The organism is Frankia sp. AvcI1, from assembly GCF_001420875.1.
Classification (GTDB): Bacteria; Actinomycetota; Actinomycetes; order Frankiales; family Frankiaceae; genus Frankia; species Frankia alni.
Window position 1 is genome coordinate 137508 of record NZ_LJFZ01000013.1, and the last position, 24869, is coordinate 162376.

At 72.0% G+C, this 24869-nt stretch carries 12 protein-coding genes and 22 pseudogenes; 24 read left to right on the forward strand and 10 right to left on the reverse strand.

The genetic code is table 11. The annotated features are described in order from the left end of the window. Positions 1-40 precede the first annotated feature (40 nt). Both UK94_RS53350 and UK94_RS53355 read right to left on the reverse strand, forming a co-directional pair. A pseudogene (locus tag UK94_RS53350) lies at positions 41-1350 on the reverse strand (DUF4118 domain-containing protein); the annotation flags it as partial. A 1-nt stretch (position 1351) separates the two neighbouring features. Continuing rightward, positions 1352-1555, reverse strand: a pseudogene (locus UK94_RS53355) (hypothetical protein); the annotation flags it as partial. Positions 1556-1768: 213 nt separating this feature from the next. On the opposite strand from UK94_RS53355, the gene UK94_RS15470 reads away from it, so the two are divergent. The 14 genes and pseudogenes from UK94_RS15470 to UK94_RS74000 all read left to right on the forward strand — a co-directional run. Next, positions 1769-1903 carry a potassium-transporting ATPase subunit F gene (locus UK94_RS15470; RefSeq protein WP_235488127.1) on the forward strand — a complete coding sequence of 45 codons (135 nt, stop codon included), beginning with the start codon at positions 1769-1771 and terminating at the stop codon, positions 1901-1903. Positions 1904-1930: 27 nt separating this feature from the next. Beyond that, a pseudogene (locus UK94_RS53360) lies at positions 1931-2055 on the forward strand (hypothetical protein); the annotation flags it as partial. 1 nt (position 2056) lies between these two features. Next, positions 2057-2325: pseudogene (locus tag UK94_RS53365) on the forward strand (potassium-transporting ATPase subunit KdpA); the annotation flags it as partial. 1 nt (position 2326) lies between these two features. After that, positions 2327-2500, forward strand: a pseudogene (locus UK94_RS53370) (hypothetical protein); the annotation flags it as partial. 1 nt (position 2501) lies between these two features. After that, positions 2502-2623: pseudogene (locus tag UK94_RS53375) on the forward strand (potassium-transporting ATPase subunit KdpA); the annotation flags it as partial. Position 2624: 1 nt separating this feature from the next. Further along, a pseudogene (gene kdpA / locus UK94_RS53380) lies at positions 2625-3666 on the forward strand (potassium-transporting ATPase subunit KdpA); the annotation flags it as partial. A gap of 112 nt (positions 3667-3778) precedes the next feature. Continuing rightward, positions 3779-5693 (forward strand): annotated as a pseudogene (kdpB, locus tag UK94_RS15480) (potassium-transporting ATPase subunit KdpB); the annotation flags it as partial. Position 5694: 1 nt separating this feature from the next. Then, a pseudogene (locus tag UK94_RS53385) lies at positions 5695-5945 on the forward strand (potassium-transporting ATPase subunit B); the annotation flags it as partial. Positions 5946-5948: 3 nt separating this feature from the next. Beyond that, positions 5949-6851, forward strand: a complete 903-nt coding sequence (locus UK94_RS15485; protein ID WP_055750402.1) for a potassium-transporting ATPase subunit C — start codon at positions 5949-5951, stop codon at positions 6849-6851. A gap of 41 nt (positions 6852-6892) precedes the next feature. Beyond that, positions 6893-7325: response regulator (locus UK94_RS53390; protein WP_235488055.1), on the forward strand; the 433-nt coding region annotated here is incomplete at its 3' end. A 1-nt stretch (position 7326) separates the two neighbouring features. Beyond that, positions 7327-7627, forward strand: a pseudogene (locus UK94_RS53395) (winged helix-turn-helix domain-containing protein); the annotation flags it as partial. Between the two features lie 218 nt (positions 7628-7845). After that, positions 7846-7928: hypothetical protein (locus UK94_RS73995; protein WP_268761390.1), on the forward strand; the 83-nt coding region annotated here is incomplete at its 3' end. Between the two features lies 1 nt (position 7929). Further along, a pseudogene (locus UK94_RS53400) lies at positions 7930-8318 on the forward strand (protein kinase); the annotation flags it as partial. A 1-nt stretch (position 8319) separates the two neighbouring features. Further along, a pseudogene (locus UK94_RS74000) lies at positions 8320-9750 on the forward strand (RICIN domain-containing protein); the annotation flags it as partial. A 184-nt stretch (positions 9751-9934) separates the two neighbouring features. Here UK94_RS74000 and UK94_RS53415 read toward each other — a convergent pair. Next, a partial coding sequence (locus UK94_RS53415; RefSeq protein ID WP_235488057.1) for an effector-associated domain EAD1-containing protein occupies positions 9935-10258 on the reverse strand: 324 nt, incomplete at its 5' end. 2678 nt (positions 10259-12936) lie between these two features. Between UK94_RS53415 and UK94_RS15510 the strand changes: the two genes are divergently transcribed. The 5 genes and pseudogenes from UK94_RS15510 to UK94_RS53435 all read left to right on the forward strand — a co-directional run. Beyond that, a partial coding sequence (locus UK94_RS15510; protein ID WP_235488132.1) for an ABC transporter ATP-binding protein occupies positions 12937-13738 on the forward strand: 802 nt, incomplete at its 3' end. Positions 13739-14487: 749 nt separating this feature from the next. Beyond that, the coding region (locus tag UK94_RS53420) for an SDR family NAD(P)-dependent oxidoreductase (protein WP_268761391.1) at positions 14488-14728 on the forward strand (241 nt) is incomplete at its 3' end. A gap of 1 nt (position 14729) precedes the next feature. Continuing rightward, a pseudogene (locus UK94_RS53425) lies at positions 14730-14994 on the forward strand (SDR family oxidoreductase); the annotation flags it as partial. Position 14995: 1 nt separating this feature from the next. After that, a pseudogene (locus UK94_RS53430) lies at positions 14996-15095 on the forward strand (oxidoreductase); the annotation flags it as partial. A 1-nt stretch (position 15096) separates the two neighbouring features. Next, positions 15097-15231: pseudogene (locus tag UK94_RS53435) on the forward strand (SDR family oxidoreductase); the annotation flags it as partial. Between the two features lie 270 nt (positions 15232-15501). Here the strand turns inward: UK94_RS53435 and UK94_RS53440 are convergent. Together UK94_RS53440 and UK94_RS53445 are read right to left on the reverse strand one after the other, a co-directional pair. Further along, positions 15502-15602: pseudogene (locus UK94_RS53440) on the reverse strand (response regulator); the annotation flags it as partial. Position 15603: 1 nt separating this feature from the next. Further along, positions 15604-15960 (reverse strand): annotated as a pseudogene (locus UK94_RS53445) (response regulator); the annotation flags it as partial. A 579-nt stretch (positions 15961-16539) separates the two neighbouring features. Here UK94_RS53445 and UK94_RS15525 point away from each other — a divergent pair. From UK94_RS15525 to UK94_RS53455, 3 genes and pseudogenes are all read left to right on the forward strand, one after another. Next, a partial coding sequence (locus UK94_RS15525) for a glycosyltransferase (RefSeq protein WP_235488059.1) occupies positions 16540-18666 on the forward strand: 2127 nt, incomplete at its 3' end. Positions 18667-19487: 821 nt separating this feature from the next. Next, positions 19488-19876: radical SAM protein (locus UK94_RS53450; RefSeq protein ID WP_268761392.1), on the forward strand; the 389-nt coding region annotated here is incomplete at its 3' end. A gap of 1 nt (position 19877) precedes the next feature. Further along, positions 19878-20048: pseudogene (locus UK94_RS53455) on the forward strand (coproporphyrinogen III oxidase); the annotation flags it as partial. A gap of 688 nt (positions 20049-20736) precedes the next feature. Here UK94_RS53455 and UK94_RS53460 read toward each other — a convergent pair. The 3 genes and pseudogenes from UK94_RS53460 to UK94_RS74005 all read right to left on the reverse strand — a co-directional run. Further along, positions 20737-21411, reverse strand: coding sequence for a GGDEF domain-containing protein (locus tag UK94_RS53460; RefSeq protein ID WP_235488136.1), 675 nt, complete (start codon positions 21409-21411; stop codon positions 20737-20739). Between the two features lie 426 nt (positions 21412-21837). Then, positions 21838-22335, reverse strand: a pseudogene (locus tag UK94_RS53465) (PAS domain-containing protein); the annotation flags it as partial. Between the two features lie 18 nt (positions 22336-22353). Then, positions 22354-22569, reverse strand: a pseudogene (locus UK94_RS74005) (PAS domain-containing protein); the annotation flags it as partial. Positions 22570-22924: 355 nt separating this feature from the next. Between UK94_RS74005 and UK94_RS53480 the strand changes: the two are divergent. Together UK94_RS53480 and UK94_RS53485 are read left to right on the forward strand one after the other, a co-directional pair. Beyond that, positions 22925-23124 (forward strand): PIG-L family deacetylase (locus UK94_RS53480; RefSeq protein WP_235488137.1); only part of this gene is annotated, 200 nt, incomplete at its 3' end. A 1-nt stretch (position 23125) separates the two neighbouring features. Then, positions 23126-23701, forward strand: a pseudogene (locus UK94_RS53485) (PIG-L family deacetylase); the annotation flags it as partial. A gap of 68 nt (positions 23702-23769) precedes the next feature. On the opposite strand, the gene UK94_RS15545 reads toward UK94_RS53485, so the two are convergent. Both UK94_RS15545 and UK94_RS53490 read right to left on the reverse strand, forming a co-directional pair. Then, positions 23770-24646, reverse strand: an 877-nt coding sequence (locus tag UK94_RS15545) for a glycosyltransferase family 4 protein (RefSeq protein ID WP_235488061.1), incomplete at its 5' end; no start/stop codon positions are given. Between the two features lies 1 nt (position 24647). Further along, a pseudogene (locus UK94_RS53490) lies at positions 24648-24869 on the reverse strand (glycosyltransferase family 1 protein); the annotation flags it as partial.

The window sequence follows — 24869 nt, forward strand, 5'->3', positions numbered from 1 at the left end:
TGGCCCGGTCGAGCAGGGCGGGCAGCGCGTCCTCGCCGCNCAGCACGCTGCCGGCGAGCATCGACAGGGTCGTCGCCTCCGCGGCGGCGCGCGCGGCCTGGCCGTAGCGGCGGGCGGAGAGGTCGACGACGCGGCTGACCATCGTCGCGACCAGGACGAAGCCGGCCAGGGCGAGGGCGTTGTTGCCCTCCGCCACCGACCAGTGGTGCAGCGGCGGGGTGAAGTAGTAGTTCAGCAGCAGGGAGCTGGCCAGGGCGCACAGCAGCGCCGGCCAGAACCCGCCGATCAGCGCCACCGACACCACGACGATCAGGTAGCCGAGCATCTCGGTGGCCAGGTTGAGGGTCCCGCGGCCCTGGACCAGCGCCGCGGTCAGGGCGGGGACGAGCGCCAGGGTGAGCGCGGTCGCGACGAGCCGGCGGCGCGGAGTCAGCCCGCTGCGCACGCGCGGCAGCCGCCAGCCGGTGCCGGCCTCGGCGTGGGTGACCATGTGCACGTCGATCGGCCCGGACTGGTTCGTGGTGGTGACGCCGATGCCGGGGGTGAGGATCCGGGCGAGCCGGCCGCGGCGGCTGGCGCCGAGGACGAGCTGGGTGGCGTTCTCCGCGCGGGCGAAGTCGAGCAGGGCCGTCGGCACGTCGTCGCCGATCACCTGGTGGAAGCTGCCGCCGAGGCTGTCGACGAGCACCCGCTGCCCGGCCAGGGCCGCGGGGTCCGCGCCGGTGAGGCCGTCGGAGCGGGCGACGTGCACGGCGAGCAGCTCCGCGCCCTTGGTCCGGGAGGCGATCCGGGCCGCCCGGCGGATCAGGGTCTCGCCCTCCGGGCCGCCGGTGAGCGCGACGACGACCCGCTCGCGGGTCTCCCACGTCCCGCCGATGTGGTGCTCGGCCCGGTACCGGTCGAGCTGGTCGTCGACCTTGCCGGCCAGCCACAGCAGGGCGAGTTCGCGCAGGGCGGTGAGGTTGCCGGGGCGGAAGTAGTTGGCCAGCGCCGCGTCGACCTTGTCCGCGGCGTAGATGTTGCCGTGGGCCATCCGCCGCCGCAGCGCCTCGGGGGCCATGTCGACGAGCTCGACCTGGCTCGCCGCGCGGACCACCGCGTCGGGCACGGTCTCCCGCTGCGCCACCCCGGTGATCGTCTCGACGACGTCGTTGAGCGACTCCAGGTGCTGGACGTTGACGGTGGAGATGACGTCGATGCCGGCGTCGAGCAGCTCCTGGACGTCCTGCCAGCGCTTGGCGTGGCGGCTGCCGGGGACGTTGGTGTGGGCGAGTTCGTCGACGACCGCCACCGCGGGGCGCCGCGCCAGCACCGCGTCGAGGTCCATCTCGGTGAAGGTGGCGCCGCGGTNCTCGGCGAACCGGCGGGGGATCACCTCCAACCCGTCGAGCATCGCGGCGGTGTGGTGGCGCGCGTGCGTCTCGACCAGGCCGACGACGACGTCGGTGCCCCGGTCCCGGCGGCGGCGGGCCTCGTCGAGGGCGGCGTAGGTCTTGCCCACCCCGGGCGCCGCCCCCAGGTAGATGCGCAGTGTTCCGCGTGGCACGCCACCCATGGTGCGCCCGTCCGGCCTGGGCGGGAAGCATCGGAAGGTCCGGACAGGCCGCTTTTTCAAGATCGGTGTTAGCGGGCCGTGAGAAACCGGCCGGACGGCGTGAGAAACGTGTGAGCGATCACCCTTTTCGGTTTTCGTCGCGCTTTACTGGGCCCCTGCCGGGACGAAGGAGGGGCGCATGNAAGACGTGGTGTACGTCCTGCTGACGCTGGGATGTTTCGCACTGTTGGCGCTGGTGCTGCGAGGGGTCGAAAGGCTGTGAATGCGGAGAACATCGCCGGACTGGTGCTGGCGATCGCACTGGGGATATTCGTCGTCGCGGCGCTGCTGTTCCCGGAGCGGTTCTGATGTCGACGTCCGTGGCCGGCGTGCTGNCCGTCGCGCTGCTCGTCGCCGCGCTCTGGGTCATCTACCGTCCGTTCGGTGACTACCTATACCGGGTGTTCACGGCGAAACGGCACCTGCGGGTCGAGCGGGCGATCTACCGGCTGACCGGGGTGNATCCCGACACCGGCCAGCGGTGGCCGGTGTACGCCCGCAGCGTGCTGGCGTTCTCGTTGGTCAGCGTGCTGCTGCTGTACCTGCTCCAGCGCGTCCAGGAGCATCTGCCACTGAATCTCGGATTCGGCGCGGTGGGGCCGGCGCTGGCCTGGAACACCGCGGTCAGCTTCATGACGAACACCAACTGGCAGGCGTACTCCGGCGAGTCGACCATGGGCCACACCGTGCAGATGACGGGCCTGGCCGTGCAGAACTTCGTCTCCGCGGCGNTCGGCATCGCGGTGGCGATCGCGGTGGTGCGCGGCTTCGCGCGGCGCCGCGCGCCGGTGGCTGTGGGCGGTCCGGGTGGTCCGAACGGGCCGGGTGGGCCGGGTGGGCCGAACGGGCCGGGCGCCGGCAGCCGGGACGACGTGATCGGCACCGGTGACGAGCTCGGCAACTTCTNGGTGGACCTCACCCGGACGGTGATCCGGATCCTGCTGCCGGTCTGCGTGATCGCGGCGATCGTGCTCGTCGCCGGCGGGGCGATCCAGAACCTGCACGGCAACCGGGTGGTGTCCACGCTGGNCGGTGGCCATCAGACGATCACCGGCGGGCCGGTCGCCAGCCAGGAGGCCATCAAGGAGTTCGGCACCAACGGCGGCGGCTTCTACAACGTCAACTCGGCGCACCCGTTCGAGAACCCGACGTCGTGGACGAATCTGGTCGAGATCTTCCTGCTGCTGGCGATCGCCTTCTCGCTGCCGCGCACCTTCGGCCGGATGGTCGGCGACCGCCGCCAGGGGCTGGCGATCGTCGCGGTCATGGCGGTGCTGGCCCTGGGCAGCTTCGCGGTGAACGCCGCCTTCCAGACCGCGCACCACGGGACGGTGCCGGTCGCGGTCGGCGCGGCGACGGAGGGCACCGACACCCGGTTCGGCGTGCCGAACTCGGCATTGTTCGCCAGCGCGACGACGCTGACCTCCACCGGCGCCGTCAATTCCTTCCACGACTCCTACACGAGTCTCGGCGGCGCGACGCTGCTGTTCAACATGATGCTCGGCGAGGTCGCGCCCGGCGGCACCGGATCCGGTCTTTACGGAATGCTCGTGCTGGCCGTCGTCACCGTCTTCGTCGCCGGGTTGATGATCGGGCGAACACCCGAGTATCTCGGGAAGAAGATCGGCTCCCGAGAGATCAAGTTCGCCTCCCTGTACTTCCTCGCCACGCCGGCGATCGCCCTGCTCGGCACCGGAGTCGCGATGGGGCTGCCCGGTGAGCGGGCCAGCATGCTCAACTCCGGGGCGCACGGACTGTCCGAGGTGCTCTACGCCTTCACCTCGGCGGCGAACAACAACGGCTCGGCGTTCGCCGGCATCGGTGTGAACACCACCTGGTACAACACCGCGCTGGGCCTGGCGATGCTGTTCGGCCGGCTGCTGCCGATGCTGCTGGTGCTCGGGATGGCCGGCTCCTTCGCCCGCCAGCATCCGGTCCCGGCGACCGCCGGGACGCTGCCGACGCACCGGCCCCAGTTCGCCGGGATGCTCGGCGCCATCGCCCTGATCATCGTTGCGCTGACGTTCTTCCCGGCACTCGCCCTCGGCCCGCTCGCGGAAGGGATCCACTGATGACCACCACCGTCATCGCCCCGCCCAGCGCCGCGCCGCGGCCGGGCCGGGGCCGGGGCCGGGGCGGGCCGCGCCGGGTCGGCGGCGGCCTGCTCGACCCGCGCCAGCTTGNCCGCTCGCTGCCCGCGGCCCTGCGCAAGCTCGATCCCCGCACGCTGTGGCACAACCCGGTCATGCTGATCGTCGAGGTCGGTGCGGCGTTCACGACCGTGCTGGCGATCGCCGACCCGTCCGTGTTCGGCTGGCTGATCACCGTCTGGCTGTGGCTCACCGTCGTCTTCGCGAACCTCGCCGAGGCCGTCGCCGAGGGCCGCGGCAAGGCCCAGGCCGCGGCGCTGCGGCGCACCCGCACCGACACGATCGCCCGCCGTCTGACCGGCTGGTCACCCGGCCAGCCCGCCCCCTCCGACGCCGAGATCGCCGCGGGGGCCCTCGCCGCGGGGGAGCGGATCTCGGTGCAGGAGGTGCCCGCGCCCGGGCTCGTACGCGGGGACATCGTCGTCGTGGCCGCCGGGGAGCTCATCCCCGGGGACGGGGACGTGGTCGAGGGCATCGCCAGCGTCGACGAGTCGGCGATCACGGGGGAGTCCGCGCCGGTGATCCGCGAGTCCGGCGGCGACCGGTCGTCGGTCACCGGCGGGACGAGGGTGCTCTCCGACCGGATCGTCGTGCGGATCACCCAGCAGCCCGGGGAGAGCTTCATCGACCGGATGATCGGCCTCGTCGAGGGCGCCGACCGGCGCCGCACCCCGAACGAGATCGCGCTGAACATCCTGCTCGCCGCGCTCACCGTCATCTTCCTGCTCGCCGTCGCCACCCTGCAGCCGCTGGCGATCTTCACCAAGGCGCAGCAGCCCGCCATCCCGGACTCGGCGGCGCTGACCGGTCACGGGATCACCGGCATCGTGCTGGCGTCCCTGCTGGTCTGCCTCATCCCGACCACGATCGGGGCGCTGCTGTCCGCGATCGGCATCGCCGGGATGGACCGGCTCGTCCAGCGCAACGTGCTCGCGATGAGCGGCCGGGCGGTCGAGGCCGCCGGCGACGTCAACACGCTGCTGCTCGACAAGACCGGCACGATCACCTTCGGCAACCGTCAGGCCCGGGAGTTCCTCCCGGTCGGCGGGATCGATGCGGCCGCCCTCGCCGACGCCGCGCAGCTGTCCTCGCTCGCCGACGAGACGCCGGAGGGCCGTTCGGTCGTCGTGTTCGCCAAGGAGCACCACGGCCTGCGCGAACGCTCACCCGGCGAGCTACGCACGGCGACGTTCGTCCCCTTCACCGCCCAGACCCGGATGTCCGGCGTCGACCTCGCCGACCCGGCCGACGGCGTCGAGAGCGCGGGCGTGGGCGGGGCCGGCGGGCAGAGGCGTCGGCGGATCCGCAAGGGCGCGGCCAGCGCGGTGATCCTCTGGGTGCGCCAGGCCGGCGGGACGATCCCCGCCGAGCTGGGCGAGATCGTCGACGGGGTCTCCGCCGCCGGCGGGACGCCGCTGGTCGTAGGGGAGATCACCGGCGCCGGCCCGGCGGCGCACGCCCGGGTCCTCGGCGTCATCCAGCTCGCCGACGTCGTCAAGAGTGGCATGCGGGAACGGTTCGACGAGATGCGCCGGATGGGCATCCGCACCGTAATGATCACCGGCGACAACCCGCTGACGGCGAAGGCGATCGCCGAGGAGGCCGGGGTCGACGACTTCCTCGCCGAGGCCACCCCGGAGGACAAGCTCGCCCTCATCCGCGCCGAGCAGGCCGGCGGCAAGCTCGTCGCGATGACCGGCGACGGCACGAACGACGCCCCGGCGCTCGCCCAGGCCGACGTCGGCGTCGCCATGAACACCGGCACCTCCGCCGCGAAGGAGGCCGGCAACATGGTCGACCTCGACAGCGACCCGACGAAGCTGATCGAGATCGTCGAGATCGGCAAGCAGTTGCTGATCACCCGCGGGGCGCTGACCACGTTCTCCATCGCCAACGACGTCGCCAAGTACTTCGCGATCATCCCGGCGATGTTCGCCGGCGTCTACGGCNGGCTGGACCGGCTCAACATCATGCGGCTGGCCACCCCCGAGTCGGCGATCCTGTCCGCCGTCATCTTCAACGCGCTCGTCATCGTCGCCCTGATCCCGCTGGCGCTGCGCGGAGTGCGCTACACGCCGAGCAGCGCCTCCGCCCTGCTGTCGCGCAACCTGTCCCGTTACGGCCTCGGCGGGATCATCGCGCCGTTCGTCGGCATCAAGATCATCGATCTGCTCGTCCAGTTCATCCCGGGGGTGGGTTGACCCATGTTCGCGCGACTGCCCGGCTGGGCCCGCCAGCACCTGGCCGCCCTGCGGATCCTGCTCGTGTTCACCGTCGTCGTCGGCCTCGCCTACCCGCTGGCGATCCTCGCCGTCGCCCAGCTCCCCGGCCTGCACCACCGCGCCGACGGCTCGTTCGTCCACGGCGCCGACGGCCGCCGGCTCGGCTCGTCGCTGATCGGCCAGTCGTTCACCGACGCCGACGGCAACCCGCTGCCGCGCTACTTCCAGAGCCGGCCGTCGGCCGCCGGGGACGGCTACGACCCGACGTCCACGTCCGCGTCGAACCTCGGCCCGGAGGACGTCGTCGACACCTTCGACGACCCGGCCACGCGTGACGCCGACGAGTCCCGGCAGAGCCTGCTCACCCAGGTCTGCGCCCGCAGCATGGCCGTAGGGACGCTCGACGGCGTCGACGGCCGCCGGCCGTACTGCACCGCCTCCGGGGTCGGCGCCGTGCTCGCCGTCTACCACGCCGGGCCCGGCTACGACGGCCGGGTGACGCGGGTCGTCAGCGTCGACGAGCTGTGCCCGGCCCGGCCGTTCCTCGCCACCTACGCCGGCGTGCCGGTGCGCTGCCGGACGCTGACCGACGACATCGCCGCCGGCCGGCGCGTCCTGATCCGCGGCGACGCTCCCGCGCACCCCGCCGTCCCCGCGGACGCGGTCACCGCCAGCGCCAGCGGCCTCGACCCGCAGATCAGCACCGCCTACGCTGACCTTCAGGTCAGCCGGGTCGCCCGGGTCCGCGGCCTGCCCGTGGGCCAGGTCGCCGCGCTCGTGCGGGATCACACGACCGGCCGCAGCCTCGGCTTCCTCGGCGAACCGGCGGTCAACGTGCTCGGCCTCAACCGGGCGCTGGACGCGCTCACCCCGGCGCGGCGGTGAGCCCGGCGGCCGGGTCGGGCGGCGAGGGGAGCGGGGAGCCGGTGGGACGCATCCTGATCGTCGAGGACGAGCCGCAGCTGCTGCGCGCGATGCGGATCAACCTGCACAGCCGCGGCCACGAGGTCCGCACCGCCGTCGACGGTGCCCACGCGCTGCGCGAGGCCGCCAGCCACCCGCCCGACCTGGTCGTGCTCGACCTCGGCCTGCCCGACCTCGACGGCATCGACGTCATCCGCGGCCTGCGCGGCTGGACCCGCGTTCCGATCATCGTCCTGTCCGGCCGCACCTCCGGCCACGACAAGATCGCTGCCCTGGACGCGGGCGCCGACGACTACGTGACCAAGCCGTTCTCCGTCGAGGAACTCCTCGCCCGCATCCGCGCCGTCACCCGCCGCGCCGGCGGTGCCGAGACCGGTCCGGTCATCACCCTCGGCCGCCACCGCATCGACTTCGCCACCAAGACGGTCACCACCCNCCCCGACCCGGCGACACCCTCGGCCAGCGAGTCCGTGCAGGGGGCCGAGCCGGGGCCGACTCCCGAGTCGGTGCGGTTGACGCCGACCGAGTGGCGGCTGCTGGCGACCCTGGTCCGCGAGCCCGGCAAGCTGATCAGCTCGCGGTCCCTGCTCGACCAGGTCTGGGGCCCCGGCCACGCCGACGACACCTCGTCCCTGCGTCTCTACGTCAACCGCCTGCGCCGCAAACTCGAACCCGACCCGTCCCGCCCCCGCCACCTCACCACCGAACCCGGCATGGGCTACCGCTACCAGCCGTGACGCAATCGGCGTGGCTGGAGCCGGGTGCGTCGGCGGCGCCTGTGCTGATCCCCGAGGATCATCGCTCGAAGATGCCGTTTTTGCAGGTCAGNGGGCCGGCCGCCTTTTCTTGGTAAAAGGGTTGGCCCGAAAGAAACGGTGACCGCCCCGTTGGCTATGTTGTTGCCTCGTCAGCGCGGCAACGTAGGCGGACGAAGCGGTGGGTACACGGCATGGCGATGAGGCTGGGCAGTTCCTACACCCTGGAATCCCTGGTCGGACGGGGTGGGATGGGGGAGGTGTGGCGTGGGCACGACCAGTCNGGACGAGTCCTCGCCTTCAAGCTCCTGCTGCCGGAACTCACCACCGACGAAAGAATAGTCGCCCGGTTCATGCGGGAGCGTTCGGTCCTCACCCGCATTCAGTCGCCGTTCGTGGTGAAGGTCTGGGACCTGGTCGCCGAGCACGGCCGGCTGGCCATTGTGATGGACTTCATCGAGGGTTCCGACCTGCGTCAGTACCTGCGTTCCCGGGGAACGCTGCCCCCGGCGGAGGCGGCGGCCCTGACCGGCGACGTTCTGACCGGTCTCGGCGTCGCCCACGACCTCGGCATCGTCCACCGCGACCTCAAACCCGCGAACGTCCTGCTCGGCGGCGACTCTCCGGCGCTGCACCCCAGGGTGACCGATTTCGGCATCGCCGCCGTGATGGANGCCTCCACCGAGCTGACCACCAGCCAGGGCATCCTCGGCACGCCGACGTACATGGCCCCGGAGATGGTCTCCGGGGGTGAGGTCGGTCCGCCCGCGGACGTCTACGCCGCCGGCATCGTGCTCTACGAACTGCTCAGCGGGGTCACCCCGTTCGCCGGACTGATGCCGCTGGCCGTCATGCGCGCCCACGTCGATCTGCTGCCCGGTCGTCCCCCCGGCCTCGACGACGCGCTGTGGGCCGTCATCTCGGCCATGCTCGCGAAGAACCCGGCGGACCGGCCCGGGATGGCGGACCTGCGCGCGCTGCAGCCCGGACTCGAGGGCCGCCCCGCCCAGCCGCCGCTCGGCTCGCCGCCGCCCGCCGCGACCGGACCGCAGCCGGCCCCGGCCGGCCCCGCCCATCCGCAGGCCGCGGCTCCGTTACCTCCGCCGGACCCCGTGACAGCGGACTCGGTGGTGTCGGACCCGGTCGCGTCAAACCCGGTGGCGTCAAACCCGGTGGCGTCGGACCCGGTGGCGTCAAACCCGGTGGCGTCGGACCCGGTGGCGTCAAACGCGCACGGCGGTTACTGGCGGCGGGTGCCCGTCTTCGTCGCCGTCGTGGCGGTGGTCCTCACCCTCGGGGCGACGGCGTTGGAGCGCACGTTGCGCGACGGGCCGGACCCAGCCCCTCGTCAGAACCTGGCGGCCAGCGACCCCGGACCCGTCCGACCGTCGACCGCGGCCGCGTCCTCGGCCACCACCGGCACATCCCCGGTCACCGGTGCCGCGGCGTCGGCCACCGCGGGCGCGACGTCGGCCACTGCTGAGGCATCCTCGGCCACCGCCGAGCCCGGTTCCGCGGGGCCGGCCGCGCCTGCCGCCGGAACCGGGTCGCGCCCGGCGCCGGGTTCGGCGGCCGGGCCCGGCACCGGGAACGTCTCGGCGGGCAATGCGGTTCCCGTCGCCGAACCGGTAGCACCCAGGTCGCAGCCGCCAGCCGGGACCGCAGGCGATCCCGCGACCGCACCGGCCCCGGCGGCTCCCGCGGCCCAGTCGGCGACGAAGTCCTGGGCCGACACCGCGACCGGCGCCTGCCTCGACAGCGACGGTGCCAGGATCTACACGCTCGACTGCAACGGTGGCGACTGGCAGCGGTGGACCCGGGACGGTCTCCGGTTCCGCAACCTCCACACCGGCACCTGTATGGCCAGCGCCGCCGGTGGGCACACCGCGGACGGCACCCAGATCCCGGACTCCCTGTACGCGACCACCTGCGACGGGTCCGCCGGCCAGCAGTGGGCGGTCGCGTCGAGCACCCGATTCGGGCAGGCTTTCCGCAACGTGGCGACGGGAAACTGCCTGGACAGCAATCACGAAAGCCCGAACGGAACCGGATACCAGGCCTACACGCTGCCCTGCAGCGGCAACAACTACCAGAACTGGACGTAGACGCCATGTCCTTGGATCCGCGTCGCGGAGCCGGTACGGCGTCGGTGACGCCCACCCCCGGGTCGACTACGGGCCGCCGCCGACGCGAGACGCGACGGCGATCGCAACCAGGGCCGAACGTGCCCTCACCACCCGACCAAACCTAGCCTGACCAAGGCTAAACTAATACCTAAACTAATCAAACCTAGACTTCGAAATTCGGATTCCCCGGAAGGTTTTCGTGTGCGGCTTCGAGCACGCGACGCCAGGTGACGTCCTTCGCGGCCCCGAGGATGATCCTGTCGTGGATCAACTGCCAGTAATGCTCGGGGGTGAGGTCCTCCTGCCAGGGCGGTCGGCGCTCTCGGGGCAGCCCGGCCCTGGCCAGAAGCCCGTCCGCGAGCGTCGGATTGTGAAACGCCTGCGCGACTGCTTTGATCTGCTGGTCTGTCGTCAACCGAGCCGAGCCGCGCCCCGCAGGAAGAGTTCCTCCGGCGGTCGCCGGAGCCCCGCTCCGATATTTCTCGGCNCAGGCTCGCATCAGGGGATTGTTCGCACGCTCGGCGTAGGCCTTCGCGGCGAGAGGCGCCAGCCAGCCGGCGGCCTGCGCCTGTTCGACCACCGTGAACACGGCGGCTTCCATCCCGACGGCATCGCCGACGTAGTTGTCGAGCGCACGGTCGAGTCGGTGCCGAAGGAACCGGGCAAAATCCGATCGTCTGGGGAACACGGTGCACAGAATCTTGCTGAGCTCGCCCTGCTCCGGTCCGGTGAGCTGTTCGACCCGTGCCCAGTCGATCTCCAGAGGACCTCTGGATTCCGTCATGATGCGAGAACGCTCCTTCCGGCGAGGTGGCGGCTTGCCGGGGGTGGTCCTCCTGCCTGGTTGAGCCGACAGGCGGAGGCAGGCCACGGAAGAGAAGATCAGGGCGACCGCGGCTTCGGGGAGGAGGATGCTCGGCTCTTCTGGCCCGGCGCCGAGCAGAAGAGCCACGGGCACCCCGACGACCGCACCCAGCAACGCGGCAAGGACCACGACGAGACCGTCCGGCCGGCGGGGGAGCTGCAACCTCACGATGGCGAACGCCGCCATCGCCGTCCCGACGACGGCCCCGACCCCTACTGGGCTGAGGACCGCGCCCGGCCCAGGCCACCATGCCGGCGAGGCGACGGCGAAGATCGATGCCACGGTTCCGCCCGAGGCGAGCGCAACAGACCATGCCGTACGCCGACGTCCGTTCACGTACCGCCGTTCCGGGGAGTCGGAGCCACGCACATTCCTACGTTTTCCCGCAGTCCGGCAGCTCGAGCTTCGAACGATGGTAGACCTCGGCCGCTTCCGGATGCAACGNCACCAGGCAGAACAGAGAGGACGCCTGGCTCGTCAGATAGCTCTCCAGACCCGCCAGCTTGTTGTGCCTCGGCTGGTGCCCCCAGAGAGCGTCCGTGAGCGGCGCCCGGCGCTCCTCCGACAGCAGAATCCGGGCCAACGCCACCACCAAGCCGGGGTCGGCGGATTGCAGGACCACCAGGCCGTTGGGTACACCGACGGTCGTGACGTCATGGGGGAGGCCGTAGTCCTCCTTGAAGATCGTGCCGGGCAGGATCACGTCCTGGTCGATGAATTTCCTGCCGGCCCGCTCCCGGTAGACCTCCCGCCAGTTGTCGTTCATGTCGTACCGCACGCCCGGTGAGATGGAGAGCAGGTGAGCATGGTGCTCCCGGATCTCCGTCTGAACCTGGAGCGTCGGCGTCGCGTTCACCCAGATGACCNCATCAACGGCGTCGGGCCCATCGCTGTTGAGGTGCGTGAAACCATCTCGCAGTTTCTCCTGCCTGACCTTCGTCAGGTCGAGTTCGGTGGAGCAGATCTCGCGGTAGAAGACCTGGGTCAGCTGCAGCGAGCCGGACAGCGGCAGGCCGGCGCTGAGGGGGCGGTCGCAGAGCTGGTGCACGTCGGTGATGTTCGGCTGGTCAGGCCGGTTGGGCCGGTCCCGGACGACGATCTGCATGAGGTCGTCGAACGCCGGCCCGATGGTCCGCAGGCCCGCTATCGGATTCTGAGGTTTCGGGGCGCGTGCTCCCCCGGTCGGGCCAGGTGCGAACTGGTTGACTCCGTAGGTCGCGTCCACCGCCACGTTGAGCTTGGCTATAGCGATTCCGCAGCGGGCGTTCTCCTGGAGATGATAGAGGTTGTCCGCACCGCCGTCAGTCGCCTGCGGGGCTGCTGTCACTCCCGGCAGTTCCAGGCTGATCTGCTCTGCCAGGGCCGTCGCGAAAGGNCAGTACGGCGACTGCTGGTTGCCGGTGAAAATATCCACCCTGGCGCAGTCGGAACGCTTGTGTGCTGAGGGCTCCGGATGATTCCCCTGCTTCCCCAGAATCAGCCCGCCCAGCACGAGAGCAAGCACCGCGAGAACGACGATGACTACCAGCCAGCGCCGGGCGTGATCCCCCGGCTGGTCCCTGACCGCCATGCCCCTGCCCCCCCGGCCCGGCGTGCGCCTCGTGGCCCCCGCCCAGAGTGTGCCGAACTGTCATCACTCTACCGGCGGGGCGATTGTGGCCCTCTCCGCCATGCTGGTTCGACGGCTCATGCTTGCTTGTGCGCAGCTTCGACGAACCCGCCGGTGCCACCGCGGAATTGCCTCCCCTGGTCGCAGATTCGTGCCGGCCGAGTAGGTCCGGCCGAGAAGGTCCGGCCGGACCGGTGTTGCGCGGCACAGGGCCGTTTCTCGTGCACGTCGGGAGCGGTACCGCCGGCGGAACCCCGGCTCCGGTTCCGTGGACCGGCACGCCGGGCCGGGACGGCCTTACGCGGTACTGCGAGCGGGCGCGGTCCGAGCGGGATCGTCCTGGGCGTCCTCGCCCGGCCCCTGNGGCCCGGCCCCTGCGGCCCGGCCCGGTACGCCTCGGCGATCAGATCGCCGTGTGCGCTGGTTTAGGGTAGCCTAACCAAACATTCGAGGGCTTCGCCTGGTCGACCCTGGTGTTGGCACGACACAGGTACCGGCGTCGGCACTGTGGACCCGGCGGCGGCAGCCCGACAACGGGGGAGGACGGGTGGCTTTCGTACCCTGGCGGCGCCACGGCCCGACGGCCCGATCCGCCCGATCCTGGCCGGCCGCCGAGGTGTCGTCAGCTGCGGACGCGTCGCCGGTCGACGGCTCGTCGGCTCCCGGCGATGCCGGCCGCCCGCCGGCCCGGCTGCTCGGCGAGGAGCTGACCCTCGCCTACGACCGTCGCGTCGTCGCGCAGGGCCTCGCGGTGCGGATCCCCGACGGCGCGTTCACCGTGATCGTGGGCCCGAACGCCTGCGGCAAGTCCACCCTTCTGCGTGCCCTGGCCCGGGTCATGCGCCCGGCCGCCGGCGTGGTGCGCCTCGACGGCGCGCAGATCGCGTCATTGCCGTCCAAGGAGATCGCCCGGCGCCTCGGCCTGCTGCCGCAGACCGCGATCGCGCCGGACGGCATCACCGTCGTCGACCTCGTCAGCCGCGGCCGGTATCCGCACCAGACGATCTGGCGCCAGTGGTCCACCCGCGACGAGCAGGTCGTGCGCGAGGCCATGGCGGTCACCGGCGTCACCGATCTCGCGAGCCGGTTCGTCGACGAGCTGTCCGGCGGGCAACGCCAGCGGGTGTGGCTCGCGATGACGCTGGCGCAGGAGACGCCGATCCTCCTGCTCGACGAGCCGACCACCTACCTCGACATCACCCACCAGTTCGACGTGCTCGACCTGTGCGCGGACCTGCACGAGAACCACGGCCGCACGCTGGTCGCCGTCCTGCACGACCTCAACCAGGCCTGCCGTTACGCCACGCACCTCGTCGTGATGGCCGCCGGCCGCATCGTCGCCGAAGGGCCGCCCGCCGAGATCGTCACCGCGGCGCTGATCGAGACGACCTTCGGCCTCGGCTGCCGGGTGATCCCCGATCCCGAGACGGGCACCCCGATGATGATCCCTGCCGCCCGGCGCCGGGCGCCCGCACCGACGATCGGGGTCGCTGNGGCTCAGGCGGTGGGCGGCGACGACAAGGTCGGCGACGGCCGCAACAGCGACGGCGGAGATGGCGGCCGCGGGGATGGCGACAATGGGGATGGCGGCCGCGGAGATGCCGTGGCCACCACCGGGGTCGGCCGGCGCGGCTGACCGGGCGCAGGCCTGCTGTCCCCGCGCGCGGGTTGCCTCGACGCGCTGGCTGTTCCGGCGCGGGGTGGGCCGAGCGCGCCCCTGAGAGGTGATCCGCGCAGCGCCCCCGGCCGGGCGTCCGTGGGCAAACGAGCCTCCAAATCGGTTGAATCATATGATTCAGCAGTGTTGCGGGTCACGGCCGGCGGGCCGCCGGAGACGGCGGCCCGGCACCGGGGTGAAGACCGCGCCTCGGTGATCGGCCGCTCGATGCGGGTGCGCGGACCGGTCGCGGCGCTCACCCCGGCGTGGGCTGGACCCATCGCCGAATGCCAGGCAGAGCCATCCTGAGAGCCAGTCGGGTCCTCATCCCTGGGGCCTGCCGTGTGGGCTATCCCTGAGAGCCAGGAGGAGCAGATGACAGCAGCACCGGAAGCCACCACCGGCTTATCCGCCACCTCCGCCGGATCGTCGGCCGCCGAACCCGCCGTGTCGCCGGCCCCCGTGTCCGCGGCGCCCGTGTCCGCGGCCCCCNTATCAGCGGCCCCTGTATCAGCGGCCCCTGTATCAGCGACGGAGCCGGAGGGGACGGGGACGGTCGGGGGGCGCTTCGCCGNCACCGTCGTCCTGGTCACCGGCGCCGGCCGCGGGCTGGGGCGGACGATCGCCGAGGCGTTCGCCGTCGAGGGCGCCACGGTCGTCGTCGCCGCCCGGACCGCGCGGTACGGCGAGCGCACCGTGCGCGAGTTCCGCGAGCGGGGGCTGTCGGCCTCCCTGGTGATCGGCGACCTGGCCGAACGGGCCGACGTCGCGACGATGTTCGACGAGGCGGTCGCCCGGCACGGGGCGCTGGACGTGGTCGTCCACANCGCCGCCGACAACGCCCAGGGCCTGCTCGCCGAGATCGACGACGACACGCTCGACTACCTGCTGCGCAGCAATGTCCACGCACTGCACTGGATCACCAGGGCGGCGGTGCCGCATCTGACCAGGTCGAAGCTTCCCGGGAGGATGATCTTCATCTCCTCGGGTGCGGCGAACCGGGTCTTCTCGCCCGGCCTGAACGCCTACGGCTCCACGAAGGCGTATCTGGAGTCGTTCGCCCGTGGCCTGGCCGGCGAGCTCGGCCCGCTCNGCGTGCGGGTCAACGTCGTCGGTCCCGGCCTGACCGTGACGGAACGGATGCTCGGTCACCTCACCCATGCCCAGGCCGACGCGCTGGCCAGCACCTACCCNCTCGGTCGGGCCGGCCTGCCCGAGGAGATCGCCGCGGCGGTGTTGTTCCTCGCCTCCCGGGAGGCCTCCTACATCACCGGTGCCTCTCTGCTCGTCGACGGCGGGGCGAGCATGGTCCCCTTTCCGGCCCGCGGTNCCATGAACGACTCCGCCAGTCACTGATCCGGCCAGGGCGCGCACCCACCTGTGATCAAGGGCCGGCGTGCGGGAGCACCAGGTCGGCCGGCGCCCGTCCCCGCCAGCCCGCCAGCCCGCCGGCAGACGGATCCGGCCGGCGGGCGACTCCAGGGTCGGCCCCGGCCGCGTGGTGCGGCCGGGGAACGTCCGGGTGGTTGGTCAGGGTTCTGTCACCCGCAGGTCAGGTATCAAGCCGATGTTCCCGGCCGACGACGAAAGCCCGGCCGGTCACACATTCCTTGCCCTTTGGTCAGGCAGGGGGAGGCGAACCTCGGTCAGGAAGAACTCGTCGATTCTGCGGACCACCTCGGCGAACTGATCGAGATTGGNGGGTTTGGTGACGAAGGCGTTGGCCTGCAGGTCGTAGCAGGCGGCGACGTCCGCCTCCGCGGCCGACGCGGTGAGCACGACGACGGGGATCGATCGTAGATCGACATCGGCCTTGAGCTCGGCAAGTACCTCCCTGCCATCCCGACGCGGGAGGTTCAGATCAAGCAGGATCAGATCGGGTCGCCGCACCCTTCGGCCCGCTCCGAGGGCGCGTAGATACGTCATCGCGGCGACACCGTCGGCGGCCACCCGCAACTGCGCCGGCACTCCCTGGTCCAGTAACGCCACCTGGATCATCAGGGCATCACCGGGATCATCCTCCACCAGGAGAACTTCGGTCGGAGCCGAATCCGGCACGGAACCTCCTCACGCCCGAATCTGCCGTCATCCGCTCTGGTAATACCATTTCGCCGGAAGCAGCCGCCGGCACCGGGAGCCCGCTTCGCCCGCCGGCGCCCGTCGGGGCCGGGGCCGCCGTCGGCCGTCGCACGGCGACCCGCGACCACACCGGCCGGCGAGGTCGCCGCGTGGCGGGCGGTCCCGCCGCGTGGGGGAGCGCCGATCGGCGGTGATCGGCTGCGCGGTGATCGCTGCGTGGCGGCGGCCCCGCTGCGTGGCGGCGGTCCCGCTGCGTGAGCGCGGGCCGTGCGTCGGCGGAGGCTTCTCGGCTGGCCTGCCCGGTGTTCGGTCGGGTTTCGCCGCGGCACGTGGAGTTCTTCCGGGTGAACCGTCGCGAGAACGCCACCGGAGATGCGCGTTGGCGGTGGGAAAGCGGCCGGCTACGGGTATAACCGGATCACCGGCGACCAGCGGATCGCCAAAGGCAGCCGAATTCCGGGTGGCGCCGCGTCGCGGTCGGCTGNGACTGCTCCTCGCGCGTCGCGGACCACGGCAGACGGCCGAAAGGCGGGTGTGGCAGTGGGATGCGGCGAACCGGTGCTCTGGGGAATCTCCTTCGACGCGACCCCCATCTCGGGCGTGGTGGTCGAGTTCGTGAAGACCGCCCGGATCCTCTCCGAGCGCGGCTACCGCGTCCACCTCGACCTCGGGTACGACGTGAAGGCCGACAAGAACGCGTTCTTCCGGCCCTACCGGGACGAGGCCGCGCTGCTGCCGGACTGGGTTCGGCTCGCCCGGATCGACGGGCTCGACGCCGTGGCGGGATATGACGCGGATTTCGTGACCGCCGTGCTGCGCGAGGTGGTCCAGGCCGGCGACGACGAGCGGCTCGGGCCGCGCATCGATGCAGTCGCCGAGCAGATCAGTCGCCGCATCGTCGACACCTGGCGGCGGTTCGGCGTCTCGTTCGTGCTGGTGGAGAACGGCACGCTGCCGGAGAACATCACCTACACCCGGGCGCTGTATCTGGCCATCGAGCGGTACGGGCGCGAGGAGGGGCTCGGTCGGTTCGTGCTCTGGCGCGACCACGACCTGATGTGGCAGAGCGAGCCGGGCGCGGGCAAGTACGGAACCTTTCCCTATCCGCAGGCCGTCGCCCCCGCGGACTCACCGCACATCCAGTATCTGGTCCAGCACGCCGAGGCCCGCCGCCGGATGCTGCACTGGCAGCCCGATCTGCGTCACCTCGCGGTCCTGCCGAACACGTTCAGCGCGTCGCCGGCCGTCGTCGACGAACACAACGCCGCCTTCCGTCGGGACCACGGCATTCCGGCGCAGGCCCTCCTCATCGCCCGTCCCACCCGCCTCATTCCGCAGAAGCGCATCGACCGCGACATCCACCTCCTCGCGGCGCTGCTCGCCCATCCGCGGCTGGCCGACGACATTTACCTGTTCGTCACCGGCGACCGGGCGGAATCCCCGGCCGAGTACACGCGTCTCGCCGCGTTCGCCCGACGGCTCGGGGTGGCCGACCGGGTGGTGTTCGGCGGCTGGCTCGCCCCGCACGCCGGTGAGGTGGGTCGACCGGCGGGGCGCGGGTATTCGGTGCAGGACCTGTTCGCCCATGCCGACCTGGTCTCGTTCCTGACCTCCGGCGACTACGAGAGCTACGGCAATCCGATCGGGGAGGCCATCGCCGCCGGCGTTCCGTACATCACCACCGGCTACGACCTGTACGACGAGGTGTATGGCAGCGCCGGATTCCAGGCGCCGGTGATGGATCTCGCGGCCGGCGACCTGCCGACCCCCGACTTCGTCGACGCCGTCGCGGACCTGCTCGGCGACGCCGAGACGCGCCGGCGGACCGTCGCCGTCAACCACCGGCTCGGTGCCCGTCGCCTCGCCCTCGGTCGCCGCCTGGTCGGCGACCTGCTCGACGGTATGGTCGGGCCCGCGACGGCACCAGGGCCCACACCGGGGCCAACATCAGGGCCCACACCAAGGCCCACGCTGCGGCCGACACCGATGGACGCCGGCATCCGGATGACCGTCGTGCTGCCGGTCTACAACGAGGCCGCGAACCTGCCGGCGGTGCTGGCGTCCCTGTACGGCCAGCGCGGCGACGACGGGTCACCGCTGCGGGTCAGGGTGCCCTACGAGGTGGTGGTCGTCGACAACAACTCCACCGACGCCACCGTCGACGTCGCCCGCCGCTTCGCCGCCGCGCACCCCGACCTTCCTGTCCAGGTGATCCACGAAGGCGAGCAGGGGGTCGCCTGCGCCCGCCGGGCGGGCATGCAGTTCGCGGTCGCGCGCAGCCGGGCCCGGACCGACGCCGAGCCGGCCCGGCGGTTCTACCTGGTCTCCGCGGATGCGGACTGCCGGGTCGACCCCACCTGGCTGTGGGAGCTGTTCGTCGCCATGGAGGCGGGAAAGGCGGCGATCGGGGTCTGCGACTACTACTACCGCGCCGAGCACTTCGCCGGCCGGCCGCGGCTGTGGGCCGCGATCGACCGCACCCTGCGCTGCCGTGCGGTGACCTTCCGCCTGTTCGGCGGTTTTCCCGACGGAAAGGGCTTCGCGGTCGAGCGCGGCGCGTACGAGAAGGTCGGCGGAATAGAGATCTTCTATCAGGTTCAGGACGGCCGGTTCGTCCCGCACCTGTCCGACGACTGGGATTTCGGCATCTCGGTGCGAGGATCCGGTGAGGAGATCGTGTACGCGNCGAGATCGCGGGTCGAGATCAACCCCCGGCGGGTCGACCATGCCCTGGACGAGGTCATCGCCGGCCGGGCGTACGGTCAGGGCGGCACGATCGTGATGCGCGACATCCGGGACCCCGACCTCGCCGTCGACCGAGCCCGGGACCTCACCGCGGCGCAGGCCCGGCAGGCGTGGGAGTTCTCCGTCAAGGACTTCACGCCGAAGAACACGATCCTGCCCGTCCTGCTCACCCCGTCCCTGCTCGACGACGACGCCGTGGCGGACTTCTTCACGCCGTCGCTGGCCCGGCGGCTGGGCCGCCGCATCGCCGAGATCATCGACGAGATGCGCGTCGTCGACCTCACCCCGATCCACGCCTACAAGACGCCGAGCTACCGGCTGTACTTCGAGTTCGCCGACGAGATCTTCGCCCGGCTGCGGGCGACGGCGGGGTCGGACATCGGTCTACCACCGCCGCTGCCCACCTGCCTGCGCGAGGTCCCCGCCGGCCGTTTCCGGGAGTTCGTCCGCTATTACTGCGAGGACCGGGAATCGGGTGCGGCCCACGACTACTTCGGCAACGGCGGGGNGTTCTGATGACCATCGTCGACGAGAACGCGGAACTGGCGTCTCTGCGGGAACTCGACCCGTCGTACCCGGCTCCGACGGTGCTGTCCGTGCTCGGCGCGCCGCGGAACCGGGAGCTGCTGGACTACGTCGCCCGGGATCCGTTCGGTGCGCACGTCTTTCCCGGCGACCTGGCCGACCATCCGCCNGAGCGTTTCCTCGCCGACCTCGCCGACCAGCTCGCCGACACCGCGCCCATCCACCTGTGGTCCTACATTCCGACCTGTTCCTACCGCTGCCGGTTCTGCCAGTACCCGACGGTCCTGATCGCCGGTGAACCCGCGGTGGCCGCGGACCGGGCGGCCCGGTGGGTGGACCTGAACATCGCCGAGGCCCGCCTCTGGCTCGACCGGGTGCCCACGCTGGCGGCTGCGCCCGTCGGCGAGTTCAACGTCTTCGGCGGCACACCGTCCCTGCTGCCCGCATCCGCCATCCGCCGGCTTCTCGGGTTCTACCGGGAGCACTTCGGTTTCACCCCCGACACCGCGATCCGGTTCGAGGGCGATCCCAGCAGCCTGACGGCCGAGAAGTTGGAGACGCTCGCCGAGCTCGGCGTCACCAAGCTGTCCTGCGGGGTGCAGTCCTTCGACGACCGGGTGCTGGCNCAGTCCGGCCGGCCGCACACCGGCGCACGGTGCGTGGAGTTCGTCCGGGACGCCCAGCGGCTGGGATTCGCCTGGATCAGCGTCGACCTGATGTACGGCCTGCTCGACCAGACCGTCGACAGCGTCCGCCGGGACCTGGCCGTCGTCGTGGACACCGGACTGACCGCGGTGNTCTGCACGAAACTCCACCTGCGGCCGTACGCCGAGACGAGGACCGGGGTCGCCGGGGAACGACCGGCGGCCTGGCAGATCCCCGCCTACCGCGACCGGCTCGCCGCGGAAGGTCACCGGTGGCCGACGCTGGGCGAGCAGTACCAGATGCGTGAGGTGCTCACCGACGGGCTGGTCGACGCCGGCTATGTGGAGCATCCGACCATGTACTTCGCCCGCGCCGGGCTCGGCCCCGAGACCTGGAAGTCGATCATGGTGGATCAGGACCGGCAGGAGGCCGAAGTGGCGATCGGTCTCGGTGGCAGTTCGAGCTGCCGGGCCTCGGAGGCGATCACCGAGGTGGCCTGGGGGCGCTACGCCGCGGCCGTCGAGTCCGGGCGGCTGCCGCTGGCGTCCGCCACCTCGTTCTCGCCGGCCGCCCGTGAGGCACGGGCGATCCGAATGGCCCTGTCCACCCTGCAGCCGCTGCGGGACCGCCTGCACCGCGCCCGGTTCCCCGGCAGCTGCCTGCTCGACGAGCCGTGGCTCGGCCGGTTCCGCGCCCTGGCCGAGCGCGGGCTCGTCGGCGTCGACGAGGCCGCCGGGACGGTGACGCTGACCCGGGACGGCCGTACGCTGGTCGAGGCGATCATCAACACCGCCCTGTGACGACAGGGCGGTGGCGCCCGCCGGTCAGCAGTCCCGCCGGTCAGCAGTGCGCGGCGTGCAGGAGTGCCGAGACCGCGGTGAGCCTCAGCATGATCAGTTCATTCGCGTCCAGGATGTGTCGAAGCTCGTCGGGGTGGGCGAGCCGGTTCGTCAGCAGGGTGCGCATGGACCGGTCGTAGGCCATGCGCCGGCCGGGTCCGGCCCGCTTCGCGGCGTACATCGCGATGTCGGCGGCGTTCAGCAGCTCCTCGCCGCCGCCCAGCTCCTCGCCGCCCAGCTCGGGGCCGGACAGCTCGGGACCGGACAGGGCGAGGCCGACGCTGCCGGTCAGCACGATGGGCGCCTCCCGCAGCTGGCTCGGCACCTCCAGCGCCGCGAGCACCCGGTCGGCGATCGTCGCCAGGTCCGCGATGCTGTCCACGTTCTCGCACAGGACGGCGAACTCGTCTCCGGCGAGCCGGCCCACCACGTCACCGGGGCGCACCGCGTGCCCCAGGCGGTCGGCGGTGGCCCGCAGCACCTCGTCGCCGGCCTGGTGGCCGAGGGTGTCGTTGACCGCCTTGAACCCGTCGAGGTCGATGAAGAGCACCCCGACCCGGCGGTCGTCGTGGCGGGCGCGGCGCAGCGCCCGGCCGAGATGGTCGAGCAGGGCGGTGCGGTTCGGCAACCCGGTGAGTCCGTCGTGCAGGGATCGGTGGCGGATCTCGCTCTCCATCCGGAAGCGGATGGCCGCCGACCCGAGTACCGCGGCGACGGAGTGGAGGAACGCGTCGTCCTGGTCGGTGAACGGCTCCGCGCCCGGTGGCCGGCGGACCTCGATCNTCGCCAGGACCTGGTCGGCCCGCCCGACCGGGACCGTCCGGCCGCCGGCGTCCGCGGTGCCCGCCTCCCCGGTGCCCGCGTCCCCGGTGCCCGCGTCCCCGGTGGCCGGGGCCGAGCCCGCCGCGGCCTCGGGCGGGACGCGCCGATCCACCAGGGCGAGCAGGTCACCCCGGTGTCCGTGCTCGTCCACGTCGTGGGCCTGCACGAGGTCGGCGCCGAGATGGTCGGCCAGCGCCGTCACCGCGTGCTCCCACAGCGCGGCCGGGGATTCGGCCTCCAGCGCCCGCTGGCCGAGCTCGGCGATCACCGCCTGTTCGGNGGACCGGACCCGCAGGTCCGCCAAGGCCTGCTGTCGTTCGGTGATGTCGGTGACCACCGCGGCGACGGAACCCACCTCGCCGCCGTCCCGGATGGGCACGAGATGCACGTCGAGGCAGCGGCCGTACGCCTCGACGATCTCGTTGACCCGTTCCCCGGCCAGTGCCCTGCGCATGATCGAAACGGCCTGCGGAAGATCGGCGAACGTCGTGAAGATGGAGGACTGACGCGCCTCCCACAGCCCCGCCGCAGCCTGCGGGCTCACCGTCCCCTCGCTCACCAGGACCCGGCCGTCGCGGTCCGCCAGGAAGATCGACACCGGGGTGTTCTCCACCACGAGCCGGAGCCGGTCGTGCGCGGCGATCTCCTCGGACACGTCCTGGAGAGTGGAGAGGAAGTACTCTTCCCCGCCGGAATCGGTCAGCAGCGCGATCGTGGACAGGGCGTGCACGATGGCGCCGTCCGGGTGCAGCAGGCGCAGCATCATCCGGGTCCTGGGNTGGCCCGTCGCGAGCCNCAGGCGCGCCTGCTCGGACCAGCGTTCCCTGTCCTCCGGGACGGCGATGTCCTCCCAGGTCAGGCCGACGACCTCGGACTCGGGGCGGCCGAGCACGGCGCAGGCCGCCGCGTTGGCGCGCCGGATGCGATGATCCCGCGCACCGGTCTCGACGACCGCTATGTCCAGTACCTCAAAAAGGTCCGGACGCTCCCCCTGCGTCACGACCGCTCCCACTCCGCCCGGCTGGTCCCTGGAGTCTTATACCCGATCGCGCCGAAGGTAATCAGTCAGACACAATGCGCATCACCCGCGAAGATGGTGGCGGTAGGCCGCGGGTCACCGGGGTTTGACCAGTCCCTCGCCGCCGGNCGCGGCCGTGGGTGTCGGCGGCGCTCGCTACAGTGATTTCGGCCGTGATCCGCCCGGGTCACCAGTCGCACACGGGGAGATCGACGGGATGGATGTGGCGAAGGCGGTCCGCCGGGTGATCCCGGNGGATCCGGAGACGACGCGCGACCGGGTGATGGTGCCGGCGCGCTCGCTGTGGCGCAGGGCCTGGACCCGGNGCGGCATCGACATCACCTCGTCCATGGCGACGAGATCCTGTCTCGTGGTCGCCCCGCATCCCGACGACGAGACGCTGGGGTGCGCGGTGGCGATCCTGCGCAAGCGGGCCGCCGGCACCCCGGTCACGGTGGTGATCGTCAGTGACGGTTCCCGCGGGGAGCCGGCGACGCTGCCCCCGGCGGAGTTGGTCGAGCTGCGCAAGGCCGAGACCCGCCGGGCCTGNGCCCTGCTGGATGTCGACGAGTCCGACGTGCTGTTCCTCGGATTTCCCGACGCGGAGCTCAGCGACCGGGTGGCGGCCGTCGCCGCGCGGATCGGCGAGCTCATCGGCGCCCTCGAGCCCGAGCAGATCCTGGCGCCGACCTCCTGCGAGGGCCATCCGGACCACGACGCGACCAACGAGGCGGTCCGCCGGGCGGTGGCGGCGACCGGGTACCGCGGCCAGGTGCTCGAATACACCGTCTGGCTCTGGACGCACTGGCCCTGGACCCTGGGGTACGGGTCGGCGGGCTGGTCGGCGCAGCGGCTGCTCGTCCAGCCGGTCCACCGGCTGCGGGAACGCCGTCCGCTGCTGGTGGACGCACGTGGCCTGCGCGAGCGCCAGCGCCTGGCCCTCGCGGAGCACGCCACCCAGGTGGGGGAGGGGAACGCGGAGCCCGACGCCGCCGCGCCGGTGACCGGCTCGCTGCTCGCGACCCTGCAGAGCCCGTACGAGGTCTACGTCGACGCGGGGGCGCTGAACCATCTCGACTTCGACCGCCCGTGGCGTTCCGGCGCCGGCTCCGGCCAGCACCAGTAGCGCGGGCCGGCCCGCGCCGCCCACAGCACGGCGGGCGATCGGTCCGGGCCGGCGGGGCGGGCGTCGCGTCAGCCGCGGGGGGCGGGCCAGTGCCGGCGCCGCTCCCCGGGCAGGTCGGGGTAGAGGGCGCCGGTGCTCGGGGGGCTCGACCGGCGCCGCTGCTGCGGCAGGTTCTGCGCCCCGAAGTGCGCGATGGCCCGCCGGTACGCCTCGACCTTGCGCCGGGCGATGGCCGCGGGTTCGATCTCGACCACGCCGAGACGCCCCCGGGCCCCGAACGCGCTCGCCCGCGCGGGGTCGAGCAGGAACGGCGCCAGCGCGTCGGCCAGCGGCGCCGGATCGCCCGCCGGAACCGAGGACCCCGCCTCCCACCGCTCGACGAAGGGCGCGACCCCGGCCTGGTTCGTGGTCACCACCGGCCGCCCGGCCGCCATCGCCTCGGCGGCGACGATCGAGAAGCTCTCGAAGCGGCTCGGCACCGCGACGACCCGGGCCCGCCGGTAGACCTCCTGGAGCTGCGCACTGGACAGGTGGCCGGTGAACTCCACGTCCAGCCCGAGCTGGAAGGCCCGGCGGGCCAGCCACTCGCCCGAGGCGATCCCGTCGATCTCACCCGCCGAGCGCCCCGCGAGCACCAGCCGGTGCGACACCCCCGCCGCCCGCAGCCGCGCCGAGGCGTCGAGCAGGACGTCCACGCCCTTGAAGGCCTCGAGCCGGCCCACGCAGGCGATGGTCGGCGTGGTGTCGGCGACGTCGGGAACGCTCAGCCACGGCTCCGCGTCGAAGGGGTTGGGAATCACCTCGACCTCGCGGTCATCCAGCCAGCCCCGCTCCCGCAGCGTGTCGACGAGGAGCTGGGACGGGGAGGTGACCACGTCGGCCCGGGCGGTCGAGATCCGGTCCAACCGGTCGGCGAGCAGACCCTTCGCCCCGATCGGCTGGCCCNAGAGCCGGACCGTGAGCATGGTCGGGCAGTGCAGGTGAATGGCCAGCGGAACCGAGTGGCGCGCCGCCTGGATCAGGGCCCGGGTCTCGCCGTCCTGCGTCTCGATCACGTCCGGTCGCAGCCCGAGCTGGCGGGTCCACAGGGTGTAGGACAGCGGGAGGCTGGCCCGCAGCGTCAGCGAGTCACGCGGGTACAGCGGCCCTCGAAGCTGGGCGCCTATCC